This window comes from Streptomyces sp. NPDC092369 (assembly GCF_044755245.1).
In the GTDB taxonomy this organism is placed as follows: Bacteria; Actinomycetota; Actinomycetes; order Streptomycetales; family Streptomycetaceae; genus Streptomyces.
The window spans coordinates 53,917-76,300 of the sequence record NZ_JBIVQP010000008.1; the positions used below are offsets into that span (position 1 = coordinate 53,917).

Here is a 22,384-nt window from a genome sequence, read left to right on the forward strand (position 1 = left end):
GGCGAATCAGCGGCTTTGTGATGACGATGTGATGTGGGATTCCTCTCAAGGGTGGGTTTATTTCCGAGGAATCCGCAATGTTGGATGGTCGGTTCCTTCAATTCCTTTGATCATTCCAGGGTTCGGTTAAAAGGGACTTATGAATTCGTTCACCTGGACATGGTGTTGATTTGGCCTGGCCCTCACCGGCCGCCGCGGGTCGATCATGGTGGTCCCGAGCCGTTCAGCCAGAACGCCCCGTACACGGCCGAGGCCATCGCGATGCCGCCCAGCACCAGCGCCGACCTGCGCGTTCGCAGCCGGGCCAGGGCCAGGGCGAGGGGCAGCAGCAGGGGGAAGGCGGGCATCAGCAGACGGGGTTTCGAGCCGAAGTAGCTCGACGCGCACAGGGCGAGCACGGTGACGACACCCGCGTACACCAGGAGCGGAAGCGGTTGACGCTGCCGCACACAGGTGGCGTACAGCCGGCCCACGAGGGCGACTCCGACGATCAGTCCCACGCCGGCAAGCGCTCCCGGGAGCGAGGTGAACTTGTCGGCGACGAAGCGGGCGAAGGCGTAACCGCCGTCGAAACCGTTGCGCCAGCCCGCCTGGACGTCGAGATAGCCGAGGGGGCCTTTGCCGGTGCGGTGGCCGACCCACAGAACGTAACCGGCGGCGCCCAGGGGCGCGAGGAGCATCGCGAGGGCGCGTCGCCAGGCCGGTGCGCCGGGGTGGGTACGGCCGTCCCCGGGGGAGAGGGCGCGTGCCGCGTCTCCCGCGCCCTGCGCGACGGCCGTGCTTCGCTCCCGCCCGAAAGGGTGCGGTGTCCGCGTGGACGGGATGAACGCGGAGGACATGGACGTGGAGGACATGAAGGAGACGACTCCCGCCGTCCACACCGCCGCGACCACCGCGAGCCCCACCGGGCGCGTCAGGCCGGACAGCAGCGCCAGCGTGCCCGCGGTGAGCCAGCGGCCGGTCAGGACCGCGTACAGCGACCAGGCGGCCAGCGCGGTGAACAGCGACTCGCTGTACGCCATCGACTGCACGATCCCGACCGGCAGTACGGCCCACACCAGGACCGCGCAGACGCCGGCCCGAGAGCCGTACACGTGGTCGGTGACCGCGAAGATCCCCCAGGCCGCGGCGAGCGAGGCGAGCAGCGCGACGACGAAACCGGCGTCGGCGTAGGAGAACGGGGAGACCGCGGCGATGCCCCGTTCCAGCCAGGGCAGCAGCGGGAAGAAGGCCAGGTTCGAGTGGACGTCACCGTTCGGCAGCCGCACCTCGTAGCCGTAGCCCCCCTCGGCGACCCGCACGTACCACAGCGCGTCCCAGCGGGCCGTCAGCAGCGTGTACGCGCTCTTGCCGCGCGCGGCGCTCCACAGGGCCAGCACGAGCAGGCCCAGGGCGCGGACGGCCGCGTACCCGAGGAGGGCCGGGGCCGCGCGGCGCAGGGCGGCCGTGCGGCCGGCGGTCGTCGCGCGCGTCTCAAGATCGGTCACGGGCTCGATTATCGACGGCACCCGGAATCAGGGACCCGGCGCGGCGTGGACGAGGGGAGGGGGAGTGGCGTACGCCACACGGGTCAGGTGCCACGTCTGAGAGGTCCGCCACGTGACCGGGGCGCGAACTCGCGTACGCTGACGTGTCACTCGCCTTCGTTGCGCGGGCCGGAGACCACCGCTCCTCTCCGGCCGAGATCACGGGGAGTCCCCACCCTGTGTGCCCGCCGAACGCGAGGGAACATCTGGGAGGTACGTACATGTCCGGGACGACCACGGCCGCCGCTGCGCTGCGCCGTCGGGCGGCCGGGGCCGGTGCAAACCGCTGGGTCGTCCTCGTCGTCCTCTGTGTGAGCCTGCTGCTGGTCGCGGTCGACGCGACCGTGCTGCACGTCGCGGTTCCCGCGGTCACCGAGGACCTGAAGCCCGGCGCGATAGAGCTGCTCTGGATCGTCGACGTCTACCCCCTCGTCTGCGCCTCGCTGCTGATCCTCTTCGGCACGCTCGGCGACCGGGTCGGCCGCAGACGGATCCTGCTGCTCGGCTACGGCCTGTTCGGCATCGCCTCCGGCCTCGCGGCCCTCGCGCACGACGCGCAGGTACTGATCTTCGCGCGGGCGCTGCTCGGCGTCGGCGGCGCGATGATCATGCCCGCCACGCTCTCGATCCTGCGCCAGGTCTTTCCCGACCGGCGGGAGCGGGCGCTGGCGATCGGCATCTGGAGCGCGGTCGCGGCGGTCGGTGCGGCGGTCGGGCCGCTGCTCGGCGGCTTCCTGCTCGAACACTTCTGGTGGGGTTCGGTCTTCCTCGTCAACATCCCGCTGATGCTGGTCAGCCTGCCGGTGGGCCGGCTGCTGCTGCCCGAGTCGCGGGGGGCGGGCGACGGTCCGTGGGACGTGGTCGGCGCCCTGATGGCCGCGGCCGGACTGTTCGGCGTGGTGTTCGGCGTGAAGCGGCTGGGCGGTGGGGAGCCGGTGGACAGCGTGTTCACGGTGGCGCCGCTGGTCCTGGGCGCGGTGCTGCTGGTTCTTTTCGTACGACGGCAACGGCGGCGTACGCATCCGCTGGTGGACCTCGGGATGTTCTCGCGACCGGCGTTCAGTACGTCGGTGGGCTGCATCGTGCTGGCGATGCTGGCGCTGGTGGGACTTGAGCTGATCGCGGCGCAGTATCTCCAACTGGTGCTGGGCCTTTCGCCCCTGGAGACGGGTCTACGACTGCTGCCGCTGACGTTCGCGGCGATGGCGGCGGGGCTGGCGGGGGCGCGGATGCTACGGCGGTTCGGGCCGCGTCGGATGGTGTGCGTCGGGTTCCTCGTGACCGCCGGCGCGGTGCTGCTGCTGACCGCGATGGGTCGCGCCGACAACACGGGGTTGTTGCTGGTCGGGTTCCTGCTGCTGGGGTTCGGGCTGGAGACGACGCTCTTCGGGGCGTACGAGTCGATGTTGAGCGAGGCGCCGCCGTCGCAGGCGGGCGGGGCCGCGGCGGTGGGGGAGACGTCGTACCAGCTCGGTGCGGGGATCGGCATCGCGCTGCTGGGGAGCGTCATGAACGCGGCGTACGCTCCCGGTCTTTCGGCCGTTCCCGGTGTGCCGGCGGCGGCCTCCGCGGCGGCGGGGCATTCACTGGGCGAGGCGTACGACGTGGCCGCGCGTCTTGGGGGCGGACCTGGCGCCGCGCTGCGTCGGGCGGCCCAGGACTCCTTCGTGCACGGTCTGCACGTCACGTTGCTCGTGAGCGCGGGGCTGCTGCTGCTGGGCGCGGTGATGTCGCTACGGCTGCCGCGGGTGATGCAGTGCGCGGAACCGGGGGCGAAGGTGGAGGTACCCGCCCCTCGGGAGGTAGCAGAGTCCCGCGTCTCGGCCTGACCGACCTTCACCCACCCGCCCACCCGTGCGGGCTTGTTGAGAGGTGGACGTCGCCTGTGGGGGCGCTTCGCCGTCGGCGGCTTGCGCGGATGGGTGGTGAATCCGGGGCGAGGGCCGGTTCGGCACCGCCGGACTGCTTCGTGGGGGTTCTCGCCGTTGCGGCGGAGGGGAGTTGGCAGGGGTTGGGTGGAAGTGGAGGTAGGCAAGTGGGGGAGGTACTGGACGTGCGGGACACCCCGTCGTAGCGTCAGGGATCGTGTCCTGACTAGCAGCGCTAGTTTTCGTTTGTGTCGGAGGGTTCCATGGCCGCGTCCTCGAAGTTGCCCCCGTTCGATCCCGCCGACCCGCTGGGGATCGACGATCTGCTGGAGCCGGAGGACCTCGCCGTGCGGGAGACCGTGCGGGCCTGGGCGGCCGACAGGGTGGTGCCGTATGTCGCCGAGTGGTACGAGGACGGGGAGCTGCCGGGGATCAGGGAGCTGGCCCGGGAGCTGGGGGCCATCGGGGCGCTCGGGATGTCGTTGAGCGGCTACGGGTGCGCCGGCGCCAGCGCCGTGCAGTACGGGCTCGCCTGTCTGGAGCTCGAAGCCGCCGACTCCGGGATCCGGTCCCTCGTGTCCGTGCAGGGCTCGCTCGCCATGTACGCCGTTCACCGGTTCGGGAGCGAGGCGCAGAAGCAGGCCTGGCTGCCGCGCATGGCCGCCGGTGACGTCATCGGGTGCTTCGGACTGACCGAGCCCGACCACGGGTCCGACCCCGCCGCGATGCGGACGTACGCCAAGCGGGACGGCGGCGACTGGGTGCTCAACGGGCGGAAGATGTGGATCACGAACGGGTCTGTGGCCGGGGTGGCCGTCGTGTGGGCGCAGACCGATGACGGGATCCGCGGGTTCGTCGTGCCTACCGACACTCCCGGGTTCGCCGCGCCCGAGATCAAGCACAAGTGGTCCCTGCGCGCCAGCGTCACCAGTGAACTCGTCCTGGACGACGTGCGGCTGCCCGCCGACGCGGTGCTGCCGGAGGTCGTCGGGTTGAAGGGGCCGCTGAGCTGTCTGTCGCACGCCCGTTACGGAATCGTGTGGGGCGCGATGGGCGCGGCGCGCAGCTGTTTCGAGACCGCCGTGGACTACGCGAAGTCACGGGAGCAGTTCGGACGGCCGATCGGGGGCTTCCAGCTCACCCAGGCCAAACTCGCCGACATGGCGGTCGAACTGCACAAGGGAATCCTGCTCGCCCACCACCTGGGGCGCCGCATGGACGCCGGCCGCCTGCGTCCCGAGCAGGTCAGCTTCGGCAAGCTCAACAACGTACGAGAGGCCATCGAGATCTGCCGTACGGCACGGACGATCCTCGGTGCCAACGGGATCTCGCTCGAATACCCCGTCATGCGGCACGCGACCAACCTCGAGTCGGTGCTGACGTACGAAGGCACCGTCGAGATGCACCAGCTGGTGCTGGGCAAGGCGCTCACCGGGCTCGACGCCTTCCGGTAAACCCTGCGCGGGGGCAGGGCCGGTGAGCGGCCCTGCCCTAGCTCTGGTTGAAGAAACCGTCCGTCCGGTGCGCCGCCGGCTCGCCGCTGACGATCTCCGTGTCGGCGGGCGTGAGCAGGAAGACGCGGTTGGACACACGGTCGATGGAACCGCGCAGTCCGAAGATGAGCCCGGCCGCGAAGTCGACGACGCGCTTGGCGTCGGACGCCTCCATGGCCGTGAGGTTCATGATGACCGGCACACCCTCGCGGAAGAGCTCACCGATGGCGCGGGCATCCCGGAAGCTGTCCGGGGTGACCGTGCCGATCCGGCGGCCCGTCTCTTCGGCGGTGTCCGAAGCCACCTTGACCCGAGGGTCGGTGACCCAGGCATCCCCGGGCTGCTCGGTCCCCTCGGAGTAGTCGTCGTCGTAGTAGCGCTCGTCATCGTTGTCGTCGACGAGGCCAAGCCAGGCACTTGCCTTGCGTACCGATCCCATGGACGCCTCCTCTCACAGCGGTATTTCTTGCTTTCCGCATCCCTATGGTCATCCATGATGCTGATGGCGCGCCAAGTGGATAGACGCCGCGCGGGGGGTTTGTGACGGTACTGGTGCACAGCGCATACGTCGAGAGCCCGGGTACCCCAAGGGTCCTGCGGCACACCGCTGCTGACTGTGAGTGAAATATGATTCTTCACGGCGTATGGGTGATGCACGGGGCGTACGGGTGAACGGGGTGGTCGCTACGATGCAGCAGCTCAACGTCCTACACGTCACGGGGGAGTGCTGTGTTCGGAATCGTTCGGCCCTGCCGTCATCGGCTCGGTGAAAATCTCAAGACCCAGTGGATGGCGCATTTGTGCGGGCTGTGTCTCGCGCTGCGCAAGGACCACGGACAGTTCGCGCGGATCGTGACGAACTATGACGGGCTTCTCATATCGGTCCTGACGGAGGCTCAGGCCGACGGCGCCACCGGGCAGTCGAGCGGGTGGCGGCGTACGGCGGGGCCGTGCCCGTTGCGCGGGATGCGGACCGCCTCCGTCGCCAAGGGCGAGGGGGCGCGGCTCGCGGCCGCCGTCTCGCTGGTGCTCGCCTCGGCCAAGATGCGTGACCATGTCGCCGACGGGGACGGGCTGCTGGCGCGCAAGCCGGTGGCGCTCGCGGCGCGCCGGGTGGCCAGACGGTGGGACGCGGCGGGGGCCCGCACGGGATCGGAGGTCGGGTTCGACACCGCCGTACTCGTTGACGCGGTGGACCGGCAGGTCGGCATCGAGACGCTCGCCGGGCCGGGGACGCCGATCCTGACCGTCACCGAACCGACCGAGACCGCGACGGCCGCCGCCTTCGCGCACACCGCACAGCTCGCCGGGCGGCGGGGCAACGCCGAACCGCTCGCCGAGGCCGGACGCCTCTTCGGACGGCTCGCGCATCTGCTGGACGCCGTGGAGGACAGGGAACCTGACGCCGCGTCGGGCGCCTGGAACCCGCTCACCGCGACCGGGACCCCGCTCGTCGAGGCTCGCCGGCTCGCCGACGACGCGCTGCACGGGATACGGCTCGCGCTGCGCGAGGTCGACTTCGGTGACGGCAAGCTCGCGCACCGGCTGCTCGTGCACGAGCTGAGCACGTCCGTCGACCGGGCCTTCGGCGACGCGGCCTGCGGGCACAGCCACGGGGACACGCCGTCGCCGGCAGGCCCGTACGCACCGCCGGGCGGTCCGGGCGGGCCGCCGCTGCCGCCCGAGCCGCCGCGCCGGGACCGGCGCGGGCTGCTGGCGGGGTGCGCGGTGTGGGCGGGCCTCGCCTGTACGTGCCAGCTGTGCTGCGGCTCGTACGAGGACCCCTGGACCCGGGAGCCGAAGGAAGGTCTCTGCAACCCGGACTGCAGCGACTGTTGTGAGTGCTGCGACTGCTGCAGCTGCTGTGACGGCTGCGACTGCTGCGATTGCGGCTGCGACTGCGGCTGCTGAGACGGCCGAGTTGAACGCGGCGGCGCCCGGGGACGTACCTCCGGCAAGGACGCGAAGTGCGTGCGGCCGCTCGAAAGGATCGGGGACCATGTCAGGGCGCTCTGACAGGATCGTGCCGCTCGCCGTGAAGATCGTGGTGAGCGGGGGGCTCGGGGTCGGGAAGACGACGTTCATCGGGGCCATTTCGGAGATCGAGCCGCTGGACGCGGAGGCCGCGATCACGCAGATCTCGATGGGGGTCGACGCGCGCGACGGGACCGAGTCGAGGACGACCACGACCGTCCCGCTGGACTTCGGACGGATCACGCTCGATCCGTCGATCGCCTTGTACCTCTTCGGCACGCCCGGCCAGGACCGGTTCTCCTTCCTCCGGGACGACCTGGAGGAGGGCGCGCTGGGGACGGTGGTCCTCGTGGACACCCGTCGCATCGAGGAGTGTTTTCCGGCGGTCGACTACTTCGAGACGCAGGGCGCGCCGTTCGTGCTCGCCGTGAACCGCTTCGAGGGCGCCGACCGGTTCGAACTCGACGAAGTGCGCAGGGTGTTGGGGCTCAGGGGCGATGTGCCGGTGCTGGAGTGTGATGCTCGGGACCGCGGGTCGGTACGGGATGTGCTCGGCGCGTTGCTGGACCGGGTGATCGGCGTCCGGGCCGCGCCCAAGGGGAGGGGAGGGGTGTGCGTGTGAAGGCGGAGAGGGCAGAGCACGTGCAGCGCGGTCGGCTCAACAGGAAGAGGACCACACTCGACCGAAGTCGATGTGGGAGCGCTTGACCAGCCACTGCTGTGGATGCATGGGCTAAGTGGAACAGGCATCCGGTTTCCCGTCAACCGAGCTGAGACGTGCTGCTCACATGATGGACAACCTTGACAGTGAGGGGAAACGGCGCCGTACAGTCGACGGACGGCCCTGCTGAGGGGCTCGGCCGTAGCGCGCCCAGCGGCGCACCGTGTGAAGGCACCCGTGCTCGACCTATGCGTCACGGAGTCTTCGCATGTCATCGGACACCCTTGCCAAAGTCACCGCCGTACCCGGCACGAGGCCTTCCCTGGTGATCGTCGGGGCCGGGCCGCGAGGGACCGGTCTGATCCAGCGGATCGCCGCCAACGCGCCCGAGCTGTACGCCGGTTCGGGCCTCGACATCCATCTCGTGGACCCGCATCCACCGGGCGCGGGACGCATCTGGCGGGCCGCCCAGTCGCCGCTGCTGTGGATGAACTCCCACGCCGAGGACGTCACGATGTTCACCGACGAGACGGTGGCCATGGAGGGTCCCGTGGGGGAGGGCCCCACGTTGCACGAGTGGGCCGGCATCGACGCGGACGTCTTCGCCGACCGCCCGCTGCAGGGCTCCTACCTGCGCTGGGTGCACGAGCAGGCAGTCGCCGCCCTGCCGGACGGTGTCACCGTCCACCACCACCCCAGACGCGCCCTGCGGGTCAGCGGGTCGCGCGAGGGGCGCCAGCAGGTGTGGCTGGAGGGCCGTCCGCGTCCGCTCCTGGCCGACCTCGTCGTGCTGGCCCTTGGTCACCTGGACGCCGAACTCGACGAGCGGCAGAGCGAGTTGGCGTCGTACGCCGCCGCGCACGGCCTGGTCCATCTGCCGCCCGACTTCACCGCCGACAGTGATCTGTCCTCGCTGAGGGCCGGCGAACCCGTCCTGGTCCGCGGCTTCGGGCTCGCCTTCGTCGACCTGATGGTGCTGCTGACGGAGGGGCGTGGCGGGCGCTACGAGGGGGACACCTACGTCCCGTCCGGGCGGGAGCCGGTGCTGTACGTCGGATCGCGGCGCGGAGTGCCGTACCACTCGAAGATCGGCTACGACTGGAGTGGTGAACGGCCGCCGCTGCCGCGGTTCTTCGGGCCCGTCGAGGTGGCGGAACTGCTCGCCAGGCCCGACGGCTTCGACTTCCGGCGGGATGTGTGGCCGCTGGTGGAGAAGGAGTTGGGGTTCGCCCACTACCACCGGCTGTTCACCGTGCATCCGGAGCGGACCGCGATGTCGTGGAGCGACTTCGAGGAGAGGTACGCGGCCGCCGCCGACCTGGCCGAGCGCGAGGCCCTCGTGGCGTCCGCGGTGCCGGCAGGGGCGGACCGGCTGGACCTCGCCGCGCTCGACCATCCGCTGGACGGGGTGCGGTACGGCTCGTTCGAGGAGTTCCAGGAGGGGCTGCGCGGCTATGTCGAGCAGGACCTGAGCCGGCGTCATGATCCGGAGTACAGCCCGGATCTGGCGGTCTTCCTCGGACTCCTGTCGGTCTACGGGCAGTTGATCCGGCTCGGTGACATCGGACCCTGGTGGCACGGGTTCTTCAGCTATCTGGCCTCCGGGCCGCCCGGGCCCCGGCTGCGGCAGCTGCTCGCCCTGTCCCGCGCCGGGGTCGTGAACTTCCTGGGCGCCGACATGACCGTCACCGCCGAGGACGGGGTGTTCCGGGCCACCAGCGCGACCGTCCCCAACTCCTCGGTCGAGGCACGGGCGTTGGTCGAGGCGCGGCTGCCGGAGCCCACCGTCGGCCGGGCCCGCGACGCCCTGCTGCGCGAGCTGTACGAGGACGGGGACGGTGTCGCCGAGACCCCGGAGGGGCTGCTGCGGGTCGATCCCGGCGACGGACGGATCCTCGACCGGGCCGGCCGCCCGCACCCTCGGCGGTTCGCGCTCGGGCCCTTCACCGACGCACGCACCTCCGGCGCCTTCACCCGGCCGCGCACCGGAGGCCCCGCGTTCCGCCAGAACGACGCCACGGCGCGCGCCGCGCTGCAGTTCCTGGCCGAACTCTCGGCCCGGGCGGCCGCGTGAACGCTCTCGCTGCTTCCCGACGCCTCCCGCGCGTGAGCGGGACTTGCCGCTCCGGCCGCTCCCTCGGCGGCGGGACTGGCGACTCCCGCTACTCCTCGCGTGCGAGCCGGACTTGCCGCTCCCGTCGCCTCCCGCGCGTGCGGGAGGTTTGTGGCTTCCGCCGTTCCCTGCGGGGCGGCCGGACTCGGGGCTGCTCCGACCGTTTCCTGAGTGTGGGCGGGACTGGCGACAGCCGCTACTTCCCGCGTGTGAGCGGGACTTGCCGCTTCGGCCGCTCCCTCGGCGGCGGGACTGGCGACTCCCGTCACTCCTCGGGTGTGAGCCGGACTTGCCGTTCCCGTCGCCTCCCGCGCGTGCGGGAGGTTTGTGGCTCCCGCCGTTCCCTGCGGGGCGGCCGGACTCGGGGCTCCGACCGTTTCCTGTGTGTGGGCGGGACTGGCGACTCCCGCTACTTCCCGCGTGTGGGCGGGACTGGTGGCCCCCGCCGTTCCCTGAGTGTGGGCGGGACTGGCGGCCCCCGCCGTTCCCTGAGTGTGCGCGGGGCTTGCGACCCCCGCCGGTCTTCGCATGCGTGCCCGTGCCCGACTCGACGCCGCCGTCGCCTCCCGCGTGTTCTTCGAAAAGGATTGCCGACATGAGCCCTTCGTACGGCCGGGGGCTGTTGCACCTGGCCGCCGGTATCGATCAGCCGGCGGTGTTCGACGCCGGTTCCCATGTCGAGTTGGCGCGGCTCGCCGAGCGTGGGGGGCTGGACTTCGTCACGCTGGACGACACCTTCGCGCGGCCCGGACCCGACGCGCTGTCCGTGCTGGCGCGGGTGGCGCCGGCGACGAATCGGATCGGGCTGGTGCCGACCGTGTCCACCACCCACACCGAGCCCTTCCACGTGCAGGCGGCCGTCGCGACCCTCGACTGGGTCAGCCGCGGCCGGGCCGGCTGGCGGATCGACGTGTCGGCCACCGAGGGCGAGGCCCGCCTCTTCGGCCGCCGACATGCCGCCGCGGCCGACGAGTTGTGGCGGGAGGCCGGTCAAGTCGCCGACGTGGCCGCTCGGTTGTGGGACAGCTGGGAGGACGACGCGGAGATACGCGATGTGCCGACCGGCCGCTTCCTGGACCGGGACAAACTGCATCACGTCGACTTCGCGGGCGACTCGTTCTCCGTCAAGGGCCCGTCGATCGTGCCCCGGCCTCCGCAGGGCCATCCCGTGCGGGTCATCGACGCCACCGAGGGGCACGCCCGGCCCGTGGCCGCCCGGTACGCGGACGTGGCGCTCGTGCAGGCCGTGAGCCCGGCCCAGGCCGCGGCCATACGCGATGAACTGCGGCGCAGGACGGGGGAGTTCGGGCGCGGTCCGGACGCGCTGCGGGTGCTTGCGAGCCTGCTGGTCGACCTCGGTGACGGCGAGCACGCGGCCGAGCCCGGGCACGGCGGGGGCGGGCCTCGGCAGACCGCGCAGGGCCCGCTGTACCGGGGCGGTCCGGTGGACCTCGCCGAGCTGATCGCCGCCTGGTACAAGGACGGCGCCGTCGACGGCTTCCACCTCACGCCCGCCGAGCCGCGCCGTGACCTGGAGCGGCTCGTCAACGGCACGGTCGCGCTGCTCCAGCACCGGGGCCTGTTCCGCACCTTCTACCCGGGCAGCACGCTGCGGGAGCACCTCGGCCTGGCCCGGCCCGCCAACCGGTACGCCGTGACAGGGGGAACGTCATGACCGTACGACGCAGGCGGATGCATCTGGCCGCGCACTTTCCCGGGGTCAACAACACCACGGTGTGGGCGGATCCGCGGTCGCGATCGCAGATCGAGTTCTCGTCCTTCGAGCATCTCGCGCGCACCGCAGAGCGGGGTCTGTTCGACTTCTTCTTCCTCGCCGAGGGACTGAGGCTGCGGGAACACAAAGGCCGTATACACGACTTGGACGTCGTCGGGCGCCCCGAGTCGCTCACCGTCCTGAACGCGCTCGCCGGGGTCACCGAACACCTCGGGCTCGCCGCCACGGTCAACGCGACCTTCAACGAGCCCTACGAACTCGCCCGCAGACTGGCCACGTTGGACCATCTCAGCGGCGGCCGGGCGGCCTGGAACGTGGTGACCTCCTCCGACGCCTTCACCGGCGAGAACTTCCGGCGCGGCGGCTTCCTCGACCGGGCCGAGCGGTACACCCGGGCCGCCGAATTCCTAGAGGTGGCGAGGGAGTTGTGGGACTCCGCCGGCCGGGACGGGGTCTTCCGGCCCGTCGCGCACCGCGGGCGGCACTTCGACATCGCGGGCGAGTTCGGCGTCCCGCGCTCTCCGCAGGGGCATCCGGTCGTGATCCAGGCCGGGGACTCCGACGAGGGACGGGAGTTCGCGGCGGCCACGGCCGACGTGGTCTTCACCCGGCAGGGCTCCCTGGAGGCGGGCCGCTCCTTCTACGCCGACGTCAAACGCCGGCTCGCGAAGTACGGCCGTACGGCGGACGACCTGAAGATCATGCCCGGTGTCTCCGTCGTCCTCGGCGACACCGCGGCCGAGGCCCAGGAGCGGGCCGCCGGGATCCGCCGCAGCCAGGTCTCCCCGCAGAACGCGATCCTCGCGCTTGAGCAGGTCTGGGGCGCCGACCTGTCCTCGTACGATCCCGACGGGCCGCTGCCCGACTTCGACCCGGTGCCGGACTCCGGGATCAGCCAGGGGCGGACCCGGCGCGGCGACACCGTCGCGATCGCCGAGAAGTGGCGGGCGCTGTCGCGGGAGAAGGGCCTGTCGATCCGGCAGACGGTGATCGAGGCGAGCGCCCGGCAGTCCTTCATCGGCACGCCCGAGGCCGTCGCCGTCGAACTGGAGGAGTTCGTGACGCGGGAAGCGGCCGACGGCTTCATCCTCGTACCGCATCTCACCCCGGGCGGACTCGACGAGTTCGTGGACCGGGTGGTGCCGCTGCTCCAGGAACGCGGCGCGTTCCGTACGGAATACCCGGGCGCCACCCTGCGCTCACATCTCGGGTTGTCCGCACCGGCGGGGACGGGCTGATCACATGACGGCGGGGTCGATGACGTGATGACGAGGGTTGAGCGGATGACCGCGGATGTGGCCGACGAGTGGCGGCAGTGGCACGAACACCGCGTAGCCTCGGCCGCGGCGCCCCACGGGTCGCTCGCGCTGACCGGCACGCACTGGCTGGAGGACTATCCGGACGGTCGACTTCCGGACATCCCCGGACACTGGACGGACGACGGTGACGCGGTGGGGCTCACGGCGACCGCGGCGGACGGGCTGACGGTGGACGGGCGGCCCCTCGACGGCACGGTCCGGATCACCCCTGACCTCGGTCCGGCGGCCACGGCCAGGGTCGCGTTCGGCGAGCGCCGACTGGTCGTGCTGGTGCGCGAAGGAGTGTGGGGCGTACGGGACTTCGACCCGGACGCGCCGGCCCGGCGGGCCTTCCGGGGCATCGAGGTCACCCCCTACGACCCGCGGTGGTCGGTGCCGGGGCACTTCACTCCGTACGCCGAGGACCGCACCGTACGCGTCGAGAACGCGGACGGCCGCAAGCGCGGTCTCGGGCTCGGCGGAGAGCTGGCGTTCACCCTCGACGGACGGGAGCTCACGCTCCAGGTGACGGTCGAGGGCGACGGGTCGCTGTGGGCCGTGTTCGCCGACGTCAGCAGCGGGCGGGGGAGCCATCGCTTCCGGTTCTTGCGCCCGGCCGCCCCCGACACCGAGGGGCGCACAACCGTGGACTTCAATCGCGCCCTGCTCCCGCCGTGCGCATTCGCCGACGCCTTCATCTGCCCCTTCCCGCCACCGGGCAATACGCTGGATCTCGCGATCGAGGCGGGGGAACGCAACCTGCTCTGAGCGCGGGTACCGGCATCCGGGGGGAGGCGGTCGGTCCGCACAGGACGTTCAAAGATCCACGGCCGAAAGGCGCCCTTGTGCCTAACGGTTGTTCGGCCGAATACTCCCCACAGCGCTTGTCAGGGGCACGGCGTGTCCGGAATCCGGACGAAGTGGGCCCTGGCTGCGCCTCACGGGCCCCGACCCCACGCGGGCCCCCGACTTCCCCATGTGGAGGAACGACAAGTGAGGATCAAGCGCACCACTCCGCGCAGCGGCATTTCGAGACGGACCCGGCTGATCGCCGTCACCACCGGACTCCTGGCCGCCGCCTCGTTCGCGGTCCCCAGCGCGAACGCGTCCACCGTCACCCCCTTCAGCACGGCGCAACTCAAGAGCGTCAGCGGCTCGGTGCTCAAGGCCGACATCCCGGGTACCGCCTGGGCCGTCGACAGCAAGACCAACCGCGTCGTCGTCACCGTCGACAGCACGGTCTCCAAGACCGAGATCGCCAAGATCAAGGCGCAGGCCGGCGGCAACGCCGGTGCCCTCACGATCAAGCACACCCCGGGTCAGTTCAAGAAACTGATCACCGGTGGCGACGCCATCTACGGCGGCGCCTACCGCTGCTCCCTCGGCTTCAACGTGCACAGCGGGAGCACGTACTACTTCCTGACCGCCGGGCACTGCGGTGAGGTCGCCTCCACGTGGTACTCCAACTCCGCGAAGACCACGCTGCTGGGCACCAACGTGAGCTACAGCTTCCCGACCAACGACTTCGCGCTGGTGCGGTACACCGGTTCGGTGGCCCACCCGAGCGCGGTCGGCAGCCAGACCATCTCCAGCGCGGCCACGCCCAGCGTCGGCACGACGGTCTACCGCCGCGGCTCCACCACCGGCACGCACAGCGGCCGGGTCACCGCCCTGAACGCGACCGTCAACTACGGCGGCGGCGACGTGGTCTACCAGATGATCCAGACCACCGTCTGCGCCGAGGGCGGAGACAGCGGCGGTCCGCTCTACGCCGGTTCCGTGGCCTACGGTCTGACCTCCGGCGGCAGCGGCAACTGCTCCTCCGGCGGCACGACCTTCTTCCAGCCGGTCACCGAGGCGCTCAGCTACTACGGCGTGAGCGTCGGCTGACCAAACCGCGGAGCGGTCCTGGACCGTGCCCGGGCTGACGAGCGCGGGCGCACAGCGCAGCCGGCGGCAGGCGAGCCCCCGTACGCAATCGACGTGCGGGGGCTCGCCCATGTCCCTACTCCGGAGTTACCTTCGAAGTACAGGCAGAACTCCTCTGTAACGCCCACTCGGGACCCTGGGGGCCGGCATGGTCGAGGAGCTGGTGGCGGCGGGAGCTTCGCTCGCGGCCGTCGGAGCGGTGTACGTGATGTCCGCGGCGCGCGTGATCAAACAGTACGAGCGAGGCGTGGTGTTCCGCCTCGGCAAGCTCCGGCCCGAGGTGCGGGGACCCGGGTTCACGATGGTCGTCCCGTTCGTCGACAAGCTGCGCAAGGTGAACATGCAGATCGTGACGATGCCGGTGCCGGCCCAGGAGGGCATCACCCGGGACAACGTCACGGTACGGGTGGACGCGGTCGTCTACTTCAACGTGACCGGGGCGGCCGACGCGATCGTCCGGGTCGAGGACTACCGGTTCGCGGTGGCGCAGATGGCCCAGACCTCACTGCGCTCCATCATCGGCAAGAGCGAGCTGGACGATCTGCTCTCCAACCGCGAGAAGCTCAACGAGGGACTTGAGCTGATGATCGACAGCCCGGCGGTGGAGTGGGGTGTGACCATCGACCGCGTGGAGATCAAGGACGTCTCCCTGCCCGAGACGATGAAGCGGTCCATGGCCCGGCAGGCCGAGGCGGACCGTGAGCGGCGGGCCCGGGTCATCAACGCGGACGCCGAGCTGCAGGCCTCGAAGAAGCTGGCCGAGGCCGCCAAGGAGATGTCCGAACAGCCGGCCGCGCTCCAACTGCGCCTGCTGCAGACGGTGGTGGCGGTCGCGGCCGAGAAGAACTCCACGCTCGTGCTGCCGTTCCCGGTGGAGCTGCTGCGGTTCCTGGAGAGGGCGCAGCCGCAGTCGCCGCAGGTGCAGCAGCCGCAAGCACAGCCTCTGGTGGAGCAGCCGCAAGCACAGCCCCCGGTGGAGCAGCCCTCTGTGGAGCAGCCCTCGGTGGAGCAGCAGCCTCAACAGCCGCAGGCACAGCAGCAGTCGCAGCCTCTGGAGCAACCGGGGGCGCAGCAGCAGCAGCCGCAGCTGCCGGAGGCTTCCGAAGAGTCGAAAGAGTCGAATTCAAGCCACGGCTGATCCTCACCCTCCGGCGCCGGTTACTCGCCCGTAGTGTTTGCAGTGCGAATTTCCCTGGGGTGGCGGCGTGGCGGTTGCGAACGGTTGCGGGCGAGGAGCGCACGCCGTCGGCGTACGCGCGTCCTGAACTCGACCTTGTGTGCTCCCTGTGCACCTCGGAATAGTAGGCGCCCGTCAACCAGCCTTCCGGTCCGCGAGGTCCCCACAATCTCCCGGGCCGAACCCCCACAGGAGGACGTGAGTTGCAGCACCGACGCATACCCAAGCGGCGTGCGGCGATCGCAGGTGCGGGTGTCACCGCACTGGTCGCCGCGGGAGTCACCTTCCAGACTGCGAACGCCAGCGAGCCCGCGAAGGACCCCACGCCGCACCCTTTGACGGCCGTCGCGGCCGGAAAGCTCGCCTCGACGCTCGGCCAGGACCTCGGCGCCGACGCGGCGGGCACGTACTACGACGCGCAGAAGAAGAGTCTCGTCGTCAACGTCCTCGACGAGACCGCCGCCAAGGCCGTCGAGGCGGCCGGCGCCACGGCCAGACTCGTCGAGAACTCCCTCGCCGAACTGAAGGGCGCGCGTACGACGCTCAAGCAGGACGCGACCATCCCCGGCACCTCCTGGGTGAGCGACCCGACCACCAACAAGGTCGTCGTCACCGCCGACCGCACGGTCTCGGCGGCCGAGTGGACCAAGCTCGGCAAGGTCGTCGACGGACTCGGCTCGGTGGCCGAACTCCAGCGCACGAAGGGGGAGTTCAAACCCTTCATCGCGGGCGGCGACGCGATCACCGGTTCCGGCGGGCGCTGCTCGCTCGGCTTCAACGTGGTCAAGGACGGCCAGCCGTACTTCATCACCGCCGGGCACTGCACCGAGGCGATCTCCACCTGGTCCGACGCCGGCGGGAACCAGCTCGGCACCAACGAGCAGTCCAGCTTCCCCGGCAACGACTTCGGGCTGGTCAAGTACACGTCCGACGTGGACCACCCGAGCGAGGTCGACCTCTACAACGGCTCCGCGCAGTCCATCACGCACGCCGCGGCCGCCACCGTGGGCGAGAAGGTGACCCGCAGCGGCTCCACGACCCAGGTGCACACCGGTACGGTCACCGGCCTGGACGCCACCGTGAACTACGGCAACGGCGACATCGTCAACGGCCTCATCCAGACCGACGTCTGCGCCGAGCCCGGTGACAGCGGCGGCTCGCTCTTCGACGGCGACGCGGCGATCGGCCTCACGTCCGGCGGGAGCGGCGACTGCACCTCCGGCGGGGAGACGTTCTTCCAGCCGGTGACGGAGGCGTTGTCGACGTTCGGCGCGGAGATCGGCTGACGGTCTCTCTCACATGGCGGGGCTGGGCCGGCGTTCGTGCGCCGGCGCAGCCCCGTTTGCCGTACGCGTATTCCATCTGATCGTTATCTGTTCGAAACATTCAGCGGCTCACGCTGCTCTTGGGGCGCTGGTTACATTTGAAACCTCGGGGGCGTCAACTCGCGTGACAGCGGATGAAGTTGACCATTCATCAAGTCGCTTTCACCAGACCTCCCCGGGAAGCCGTACAGCCGAGCAACGGGGGAGTGCTGTGCAGAAGATCCAGTTGACCTATTGGTGGAACGGGCACGAGCCCGGCGATGTCGTCGAGGTGGACGACCCGACCGCGCGCGGAGTCCTCGGGGTGATCGCGCACCCCGCACCGGAGTCCGAGCCTGAATCCGAGTCCGGGTCCGAGGGCGAACCGGAGGCCGAGGCGGAGTCCCGGGGATGAGCGAGCCGTACGTCACCTTCCCTGACGTGGAGCAGCTGGTCGTCGATCTCCTCAAGGACCGCAGCGAGTTGGCGGGTGTCGTCGTGGACGTCCAGCCGCCGTCCGGCTTCGACGGCTCGCAGCGCGCCGTGCTGGTCTCCCGGGTCGGCGGGGCCTGGGCGGAGGATCCCCGCCTGGACAATCCGCTGGTCGACCTGGAGGTCTACGGGCCGTCCAAGCCCGCGGCCCACACCGTCTCCCTGATCGCCCGCGCCCTGATGCTGCAACTCCGGGGAGCGGTGTACGGCGAGGCGACCGTGGTGGACGTCGTCGAGGAGGACGGCCCGCGCTGGCTGCCCGACTACCGGCACGCCACCGCCAACCGCTATGTCTCGACGACCCGGTTGGTGGTCCGCCCGGCCTGACGGCCGACCCTGACGCGGTCCCGGTGCGGGCAGGCGTCTTCGTCCCACCCGATGCCCCGCGCATCGCCCGCACCACCTTCGCCGTACCTCCCGCAGTGCCTCCGCAGTACCTGCGCACCAAGTCCGTAGCACGTCATGTCCCACTCCCATCAAGGAGCAGTGATGGCCGGAATGAACGCCAAGGAGATCCGGGTCGCGGGCAGCGGCCGGGTTCTCATCGCCCCGCTCGCCACCACCCCGCCCGCCGACACCGCCGCGGCCTGGGGCGCCGGTTGGAGCGATCTCGGGTACACCACCACCGACGGGGTCAAGATCTCCAAGAAGGACAAGCTGGACCCCGTCGACACCTGGCAGAGCGTCAGCTCGGCGAGGTTCGTCTACTCCGACCGCGACCTCAGCTTCAAGTTCCAGCTCCTCCAACTCAACGAGGACACCCTGCCGTTCTTCTTCGGTGGCGGGAAGGTGAAGGAGACGGCGACCGGGTCGGGGCTCTACAAGTACGAGCTGGCGGCCGAGCCGAAGTTCGACGAGCGCATGCTCGGGCTGGAGTTCACCGACGGGGACGAGGTCAGGTACCGCATGATCATCGCCCGCGGCCAGGTGACCGAGACGGAGGAGATCTCCCTCGTCCGTACGGCCCCGGTGAAGCTCGGCGTCACGTTCACCGCGCTGGCCACGGTGGACGGTGCCCCGCTGGCGATCTTCCTGATGAAGGACCCGAGCTTCAGCGCGGCCTGACTCCGCGGTCCCGACTCCGTTCCCTCGCACGCCTGTTGACCCGTCCGCTGATCCGTCCCGCAAGGAGTCCGACCCCTCATGGCCCGTTTCAACGTCAACGCCGCCCGCGCCCAGCGCCTCGAAACCCTCGGCAAGGACTGGGAGTTCGAGGTGGACACGGATGTCTTCCACCTGCCCACCGAGTTCCCGCGCAGCATCGCCAAGCAGATCGCCACGCTGGAGGACAACGACATCGACGGGCTGCTCGCGCTGCTCCTCGGACCCGAGCAGTTCGAGCGGTTCTGCAAGTACGACGTCAGCGTCCAGGACGTCTCCGCGATCCTGGAGGCGTACGGCAGCGAGACGGGGATGACGCTGGGGGAAGGCTGAGCCTCGGCGCGCTGGTCGACGAGCATGCCGAGGCCCTGGAGGCGGACCTGCTCCGCCACTACGGCGTCGACCTCCTCGACTGGCACCGGGGCCGTCTCTCCTCCCGCCGCCTGCGCGTCCTGACCGAACACCTGCCGGCCGACTCGTCCTTCGCCCGAGCGGTCCACGGCGAACAGGCGGACTGGACGATCACCGACCACCTGCTGGCCGCGGTCATCGACCAACTGGCCGTCGCCAACTGGATGTTCGCCACGGTCAACCGCGATGAGGACACGGAGCCGGCACCTTATCCGGAGCCGGTGCCGAGGCCGGGGGGTGGCGCGGCCGAGGTCTCCGAGCAGGAGAGTCCGCCGGCTGTCGAGCAGGGGGCGTCGGCGGCGGAGATCGTGGCCTTCCTGAGCTCGCCGAGATGAGAGGAAGCGGCAGTTGAGCGACATCAAGGAACTGGTCGAGCAGCTGAACGCCAGGGTCCGGAAGCTGGAGGACAACCCCGGCGGGACACCGGCTCTGTTCGCAGCCCGGTTCAAGCAGCAGCTCGCCGCTGCCTCCAGCATTCCGGCGGAGTTCAAGAACGCCGTCCAGACCGAGATCACTTCCTGGAAGGCGCAGCAGGAGGCCCAGCACTACGACCACGAGAACATCGCGGCCAAGACCGAGACCGTGGGCGGCAAGGCCGAGGCGGTCGGCGGCAAGGTCGAGGCCACCGGCCTCCAGGTCGGTCTCGCCGGAGGACAGTTCGAGTACAGCCTGTTCAAACACGAGAAGGCCGTGTTCGACCTCAACAAGATCGTGGAGGACCGTGAGCAGAGGATCCGGGACCGGGTGATCGACGGCCGCTTCGCGGACTTGGCACGGACCGACCGGAACATCAGGTCGGCGATCAGCGCGGTCCAGGACCGCATCACCGCCACCGCCAGGGACGTCCGACGCACCGCGAGCGCCGGCGACCAACGGGTGCGCGAGCAGGTCGCCGTCGTGCGAGCCGGCGTCAGGACCGCCAACCGGGTGGCCCACTCGGCGGAGCAGAGCGGCAAGAACGCCCTGCGGCAGATCAGAGACCTGCGCAGACAGGTACTCGTCAAGGCGAGAGAGGCCGACAACGACCTCAAGAACACTGTCAGGAAAGTGCGCTCCCTGGACCGTGAGGTCAAGGACGGCATGCAGAAGGTCCGGGAGCTGGAGGGCAGCGCCAAGAGCGCGAGGCGGTCCATCGACGGGCTGCGCGACGGCATCAACTCCCTTGAACGGACCCTGCGTCAATAGCGACCCGCACGACACCGACCCCAACGGCGAAACCGACGGAGCCAATCCACCATGCAGACGTCACTCGTATCGGTCACCCGGGCGCTGAACCAGATGAGGTCCGCCGCCACCAACACCGGCGGTGCCGTCACGCGCATGCGGACCGCGGTCACCGGCGCCACGAGTTCGGTCGACCGGCTCACGAACGCGGCGACCCAGTCGAGCACGGCCACCGGCCGGCTGCGCACCTCGGCCACACAGGCGAGCACCGGCCTCAACCAGATGCGGACCGCCGCCGTGCGGGCCTCCGCCGACGTCCAGCGGGCGGGCCGCAGCGCGGCATCCGGCGGCGGCCTCTTCAGCCGGTTCAGTCAGGGACTGAAGACCGCGACCACCGCCCAACGCGGCCTGAACACCGCGATGAAGGCCAACATCCTGGGCGCGATCCTCTCCCTCATCATGCCGCTCATCACCAAGCTCATCGACATGGCGATGCAGTCCAAGACCGTGCAGGCCGTCATGCAGGCGGCGTTCAAGGTCATCGGGCAGGTGGTGGGCACGGTCATGAAAGCCGCGTCGGTCGCGATCAACTGGCTGATCGACGCCGGCAAGAACGTGGTCAACTGGCTGAAGGCCAACTGGCCGTTGCTGGTGGCCATTCTGACCGGCCCGGTGGGCATCGCCGTACTGGCGATCGTGAAGCACTGGGACCGGATCAAGGAGGCCGTCGGCGCGGTCCGGGACTGGATCGTCGACAAATGGAACGGCGTCGTCAATTTCCTGCGCGAGGTGCCCGGCAAGATCGTCGGTTTCTTCGCCGAACTTCCCGGAAAACTGAGGGAGTTGGGCGGTGACCTCATCAACGGCCTGATCAACGGCATCAAGAACAAGGCCTCGGCCCTGCTCAACACCATCAAGAACTTCATCATCGACCACATCCCCGGCCCCATCCGCAGCATCCTCGGCATCTCCTCGCCGTCGAAGGTGATGATGGGCTTCGGCGGTGACATCGGCGAAGGCCTCGCCCTGGGCATGGAGCAGACCGGCAACCGCGTAGCGGGCGCCGCGGGACGGCTCGCCACCGCCACCGCGCGCAGTGTCATCGGCCCCGGCTACAGCCTCGCCGGAGCCGCGGGCGCCCGGTCGGCGATCCGCGCCGGCACCACCGCGTCCGCGCCGGTCACCGTCAACGTCCATCCCCGGCCCGGCCAGTCCGAGTACGAGATCGGCCGGATCACCGCCCGCGAACTCGCCTGGGCGGCCAAGCGATGACCGGACAGCAGCTCCAGCAGCCGGTGTTCGAGGTGGACGGCTGGGCCGGGAACACCGTCGACGACACCGGCGTCGAATGGTGGGTCACCAGCGAGCAGGGCTGGGCCGCCACCCCACCCGTCCGGCTCACCCTGATCGACCGCCCCGAGCGGCACGGCGCGTTCGACGCCCCCTCCTACCGGGGCCCGCGCGTGATCACCCTGGAAGGCACCGCCGTCACCCCCGAACGCGCGGTGCGGGAGGCGGCGAAGGACCGGCTGGCCGCCGTACTCGCCGACGGCGGCACGCTGTTGCCGCTCGTCGTCACCGAACCGCACCGCACCCGAAGGGCGTTGGTCCGCCTCTCCGCCGAGACGAAGATCGTCGACCGCAAGTCGGGCTTCGAGTTCTCCCTGACCATGACCGCGCCGGACCCGCTGCGGTACTCGTACGGGCTGAACGCGAGCACCTGTCCGCTGCCCTCCTCCAGCGGCGGTGTCAGCTTCCCGCTCTCCTTCCCGCTGAACTTCGGCTCCGGCTCCTCCGGCGGCCGGCTGCTGCTGCAGAACGCGGGCACCGCCCCCACCTGGCCCATCTGGCGGATCGCCGGGCCCTGCGTCCAGCCGGTGATCACCAACACCGCGACCGGCGACGAACTCGCCTTCGAACTCACCCTCCAGGAAGGCGAGTTCCTGCTCATCGACACCGACGCGCGCTCGGTCCTGCTGCAGGGCACGGCCTCCCGCCGCTCCACCCTGCGGCCCGGCTCGGACTGGTTCCCGCTCCGGCCGGGTGCCACGCCCGTCCTCTTCCGCGCCCGCGACTACGCCCCGGCCGCCCGGCTGACCGCCGAATGGCGGGACGCCTGGCTCTGACCCGTCCCGCGC

The 22,384-nt window shown here is 70.3% G+C and carries 20 protein-coding genes; 18 read left to right on the forward strand and 2 right to left on the reverse strand.

Features of this window, described 5'->3' with window-relative positions; genetic code table 11:
- Positions 1 to 203: 203 nt before the first annotated feature.
- The gene (locus tag ACIQI8_RS38260) at positions 204 to 1,487 is read right to left on the reverse strand and encodes a hypothetical protein (protein WP_402361512.1); all 1,284 of its coding nucleotides are present in this window, start codon (positions 1,485 to 1,487) and stop codon (positions 204 to 206) included.
- A 260-nt stretch (positions 1,488 to 1,747) separates the two neighbouring features.
- Here ACIQI8_RS38260 and ACIQI8_RS38265 point away from each other — a divergent pair, with 260 nt between their 5' ends.
- Both ACIQI8_RS38265 and ACIQI8_RS38270 read left to right on the forward strand, forming a co-directional pair.
- A complete protein-coding gene (locus ACIQI8_RS38265; protein WP_402361514.1) occupies positions 1,748 to 3,355 on the forward strand; it encodes an MFS transporter in 1,608 nt (535 codons plus the stop codon).
- A 302-nt stretch (positions 3,356 to 3,657) separates the two neighbouring features.
- On the forward strand, positions 3,658 to 4,848 hold the full coding sequence (locus ACIQI8_RS38270) for an acyl-CoA dehydrogenase family protein (protein WP_402361516.1): 1,191 nt from the start codon (positions 3,658 to 3,660) through the stop codon (positions 4,846 to 4,848).
- Between the two features lie 37 nt (positions 4,849 to 4,885).
- Here ACIQI8_RS38270 and ACIQI8_RS38275 read toward each other — a convergent pair whose 3' ends face one another.
- A complete protein-coding gene (locus ACIQI8_RS38275) occupies positions 4,886 to 5,326 on the reverse strand; it encodes a cell division protein SepF (protein WP_280877705.1) in 441 nt (146 codons plus the stop codon).
- A gap of 290 nt (positions 5,327 to 5,616) precedes the next feature.
- On the opposite strand from ACIQI8_RS38275, the gene ACIQI8_RS38280 reads away from it, so the two are divergent.
- From ACIQI8_RS38280 to ACIQI8_RS38355, 16 genes are all read left to right on the forward strand, one after another.
- On the forward strand, positions 5,617 to 6,798 hold the full coding sequence (locus ACIQI8_RS38280; RefSeq protein WP_402361519.1) for a DUF5685 family protein: 1,182 nt from the start codon (positions 5,617 to 5,619) through the stop codon (positions 6,796 to 6,798).
- 88 nt (positions 6,799 to 6,886) lie between these two features.
- On the forward strand, positions 6,887 to 7,483 hold the full coding sequence (locus ACIQI8_RS38285) for a GTP-binding protein (RefSeq protein WP_402361522.1): 597 nt from the start codon (positions 6,887 to 6,889) through the stop codon (positions 7,481 to 7,483).
- A 307-nt stretch (positions 7,484 to 7,790) separates the two neighbouring features.
- Complete coding sequence (locus ACIQI8_RS38290) at positions 7,791 to 9,596, forward strand: FAD/NAD(P)-binding protein (protein ID WP_402361524.1); 1,806 nt, start codon at positions 7,791 to 7,793, stop codon at positions 9,594 to 9,596.
- Between the two features lie 634 nt (positions 9,597 to 10,230).
- Positions 10,231 to 11,310, forward strand: a complete 1,080-nt coding sequence (locus tag ACIQI8_RS38295; RefSeq protein ID WP_402361527.1) for an LLM class flavin-dependent oxidoreductase — start codon at positions 10,231 to 10,233, stop codon at positions 11,308 to 11,310.
- Positions 11,307 to 12,608, forward strand: a complete 1,302-nt coding sequence (locus ACIQI8_RS38300) for an NtaA/DmoA family FMN-dependent monooxygenase (protein ID WP_402361530.1) — start codon at positions 11,307 to 11,309, stop codon at positions 12,606 to 12,608. The genes ACIQI8_RS38295 and ACIQI8_RS38300 overlap by 4 nt, the downstream gene beginning before the upstream one ends.
- A gap of 45 nt (positions 12,609 to 12,653) precedes the next feature.
- Positions 12,654 to 13,436: a DUF1684 domain-containing protein gene (locus ACIQI8_RS38305; RefSeq protein ID WP_402361533.1), complete on the forward strand. Its 783-nt coding sequence runs from the start codon at positions 12,654 to 12,656 to the stop codon at positions 13,434 to 13,436.
- Positions 13,437 to 13,661: 225 nt separating this feature from the next.
- Positions 13,662 to 14,558 (forward strand): S1 family peptidase, encoded by an 897-nt coding sequence (locus ACIQI8_RS38310; RefSeq protein WP_402361536.1) that lies wholly within the window; start codon positions 13,662 to 13,664, stop codon positions 14,556 to 14,558.
- A gap of 187 nt (positions 14,559 to 14,745) precedes the next feature.
- Entirely contained in the window at positions 14,746 to 15,735 is a 990-nt protein-coding gene (locus tag ACIQI8_RS38315) for a slipin family protein (protein WP_402361538.1), read from the forward strand.
- A 242-nt stretch (positions 15,736 to 15,977) separates the two neighbouring features.
- The gene (locus ACIQI8_RS38320; protein WP_402361541.1) at positions 15,978 to 17,060 is read left to right on the forward strand and encodes a S1 family peptidase; all 1,083 of its coding nucleotides are present in this window, start codon (positions 15,978 to 15,980) and stop codon (positions 17,058 to 17,060) included.
- 250 nt (positions 17,061 to 17,310) lie between these two features.
- A complete protein-coding gene (locus ACIQI8_RS38325; protein WP_402361544.1) occupies positions 17,311 to 17,493 on the forward strand; it encodes a hypothetical protein in 183 nt (60 codons plus the stop codon).
- Positions 17,490 to 17,897, forward strand: coding sequence for a hypothetical protein (locus ACIQI8_RS38330; RefSeq protein ID WP_402361547.1), 408 nt, complete (start codon positions 17,490 to 17,492; stop codon positions 17,895 to 17,897). Before ACIQI8_RS38325 ends, ACIQI8_RS38330 begins: the two co-directional genes overlap by 4 nt.
- Positions 17,898 to 18,059: 162 nt before the next feature.
- Entirely contained in the window at positions 18,060 to 18,635 is a 576-nt protein-coding gene (locus ACIQI8_RS38335; RefSeq protein WP_402361550.1) for a phage tail protein, read from the forward strand.
- Positions 18,636 to 18,713: 78 nt separating this feature from the next.
- Positions 18,714 to 19,004, forward strand: a complete 291-nt coding sequence (locus tag ACIQI8_RS38340; RefSeq protein WP_124002523.1) for a hypothetical protein — start codon at positions 18,714 to 18,716, stop codon at positions 19,002 to 19,004.
- A 426-nt stretch (positions 19,005 to 19,430) separates the two neighbouring features.
- The gene (locus tag ACIQI8_RS38345) at positions 19,431 to 20,267 is read left to right on the forward strand and encodes a hypothetical protein (protein ID WP_402361553.1); all 837 of its coding nucleotides are present in this window, start codon (positions 19,431 to 19,433) and stop codon (positions 20,265 to 20,267) included.
- Between the two features lie 51 nt (positions 20,268 to 20,318).
- On the forward strand, positions 20,319 to 21,518 hold the full coding sequence (locus tag ACIQI8_RS38350; RefSeq protein ID WP_402361556.1) for a hypothetical protein: 1,200 nt from the start codon (positions 20,319 to 20,321) through the stop codon (positions 21,516 to 21,518).
- Entirely contained in the window at positions 21,515 to 22,372 is an 858-nt protein-coding gene (locus ACIQI8_RS38355; RefSeq protein ID WP_402361558.1) for a phage distal tail protein, read from the forward strand. The genes ACIQI8_RS38350 and ACIQI8_RS38355 overlap by 4 nt, the downstream gene beginning before the upstream one ends.
- The last annotated feature ends 12 nt before the right edge of the window (positions 22,373 to 22,384 follow it).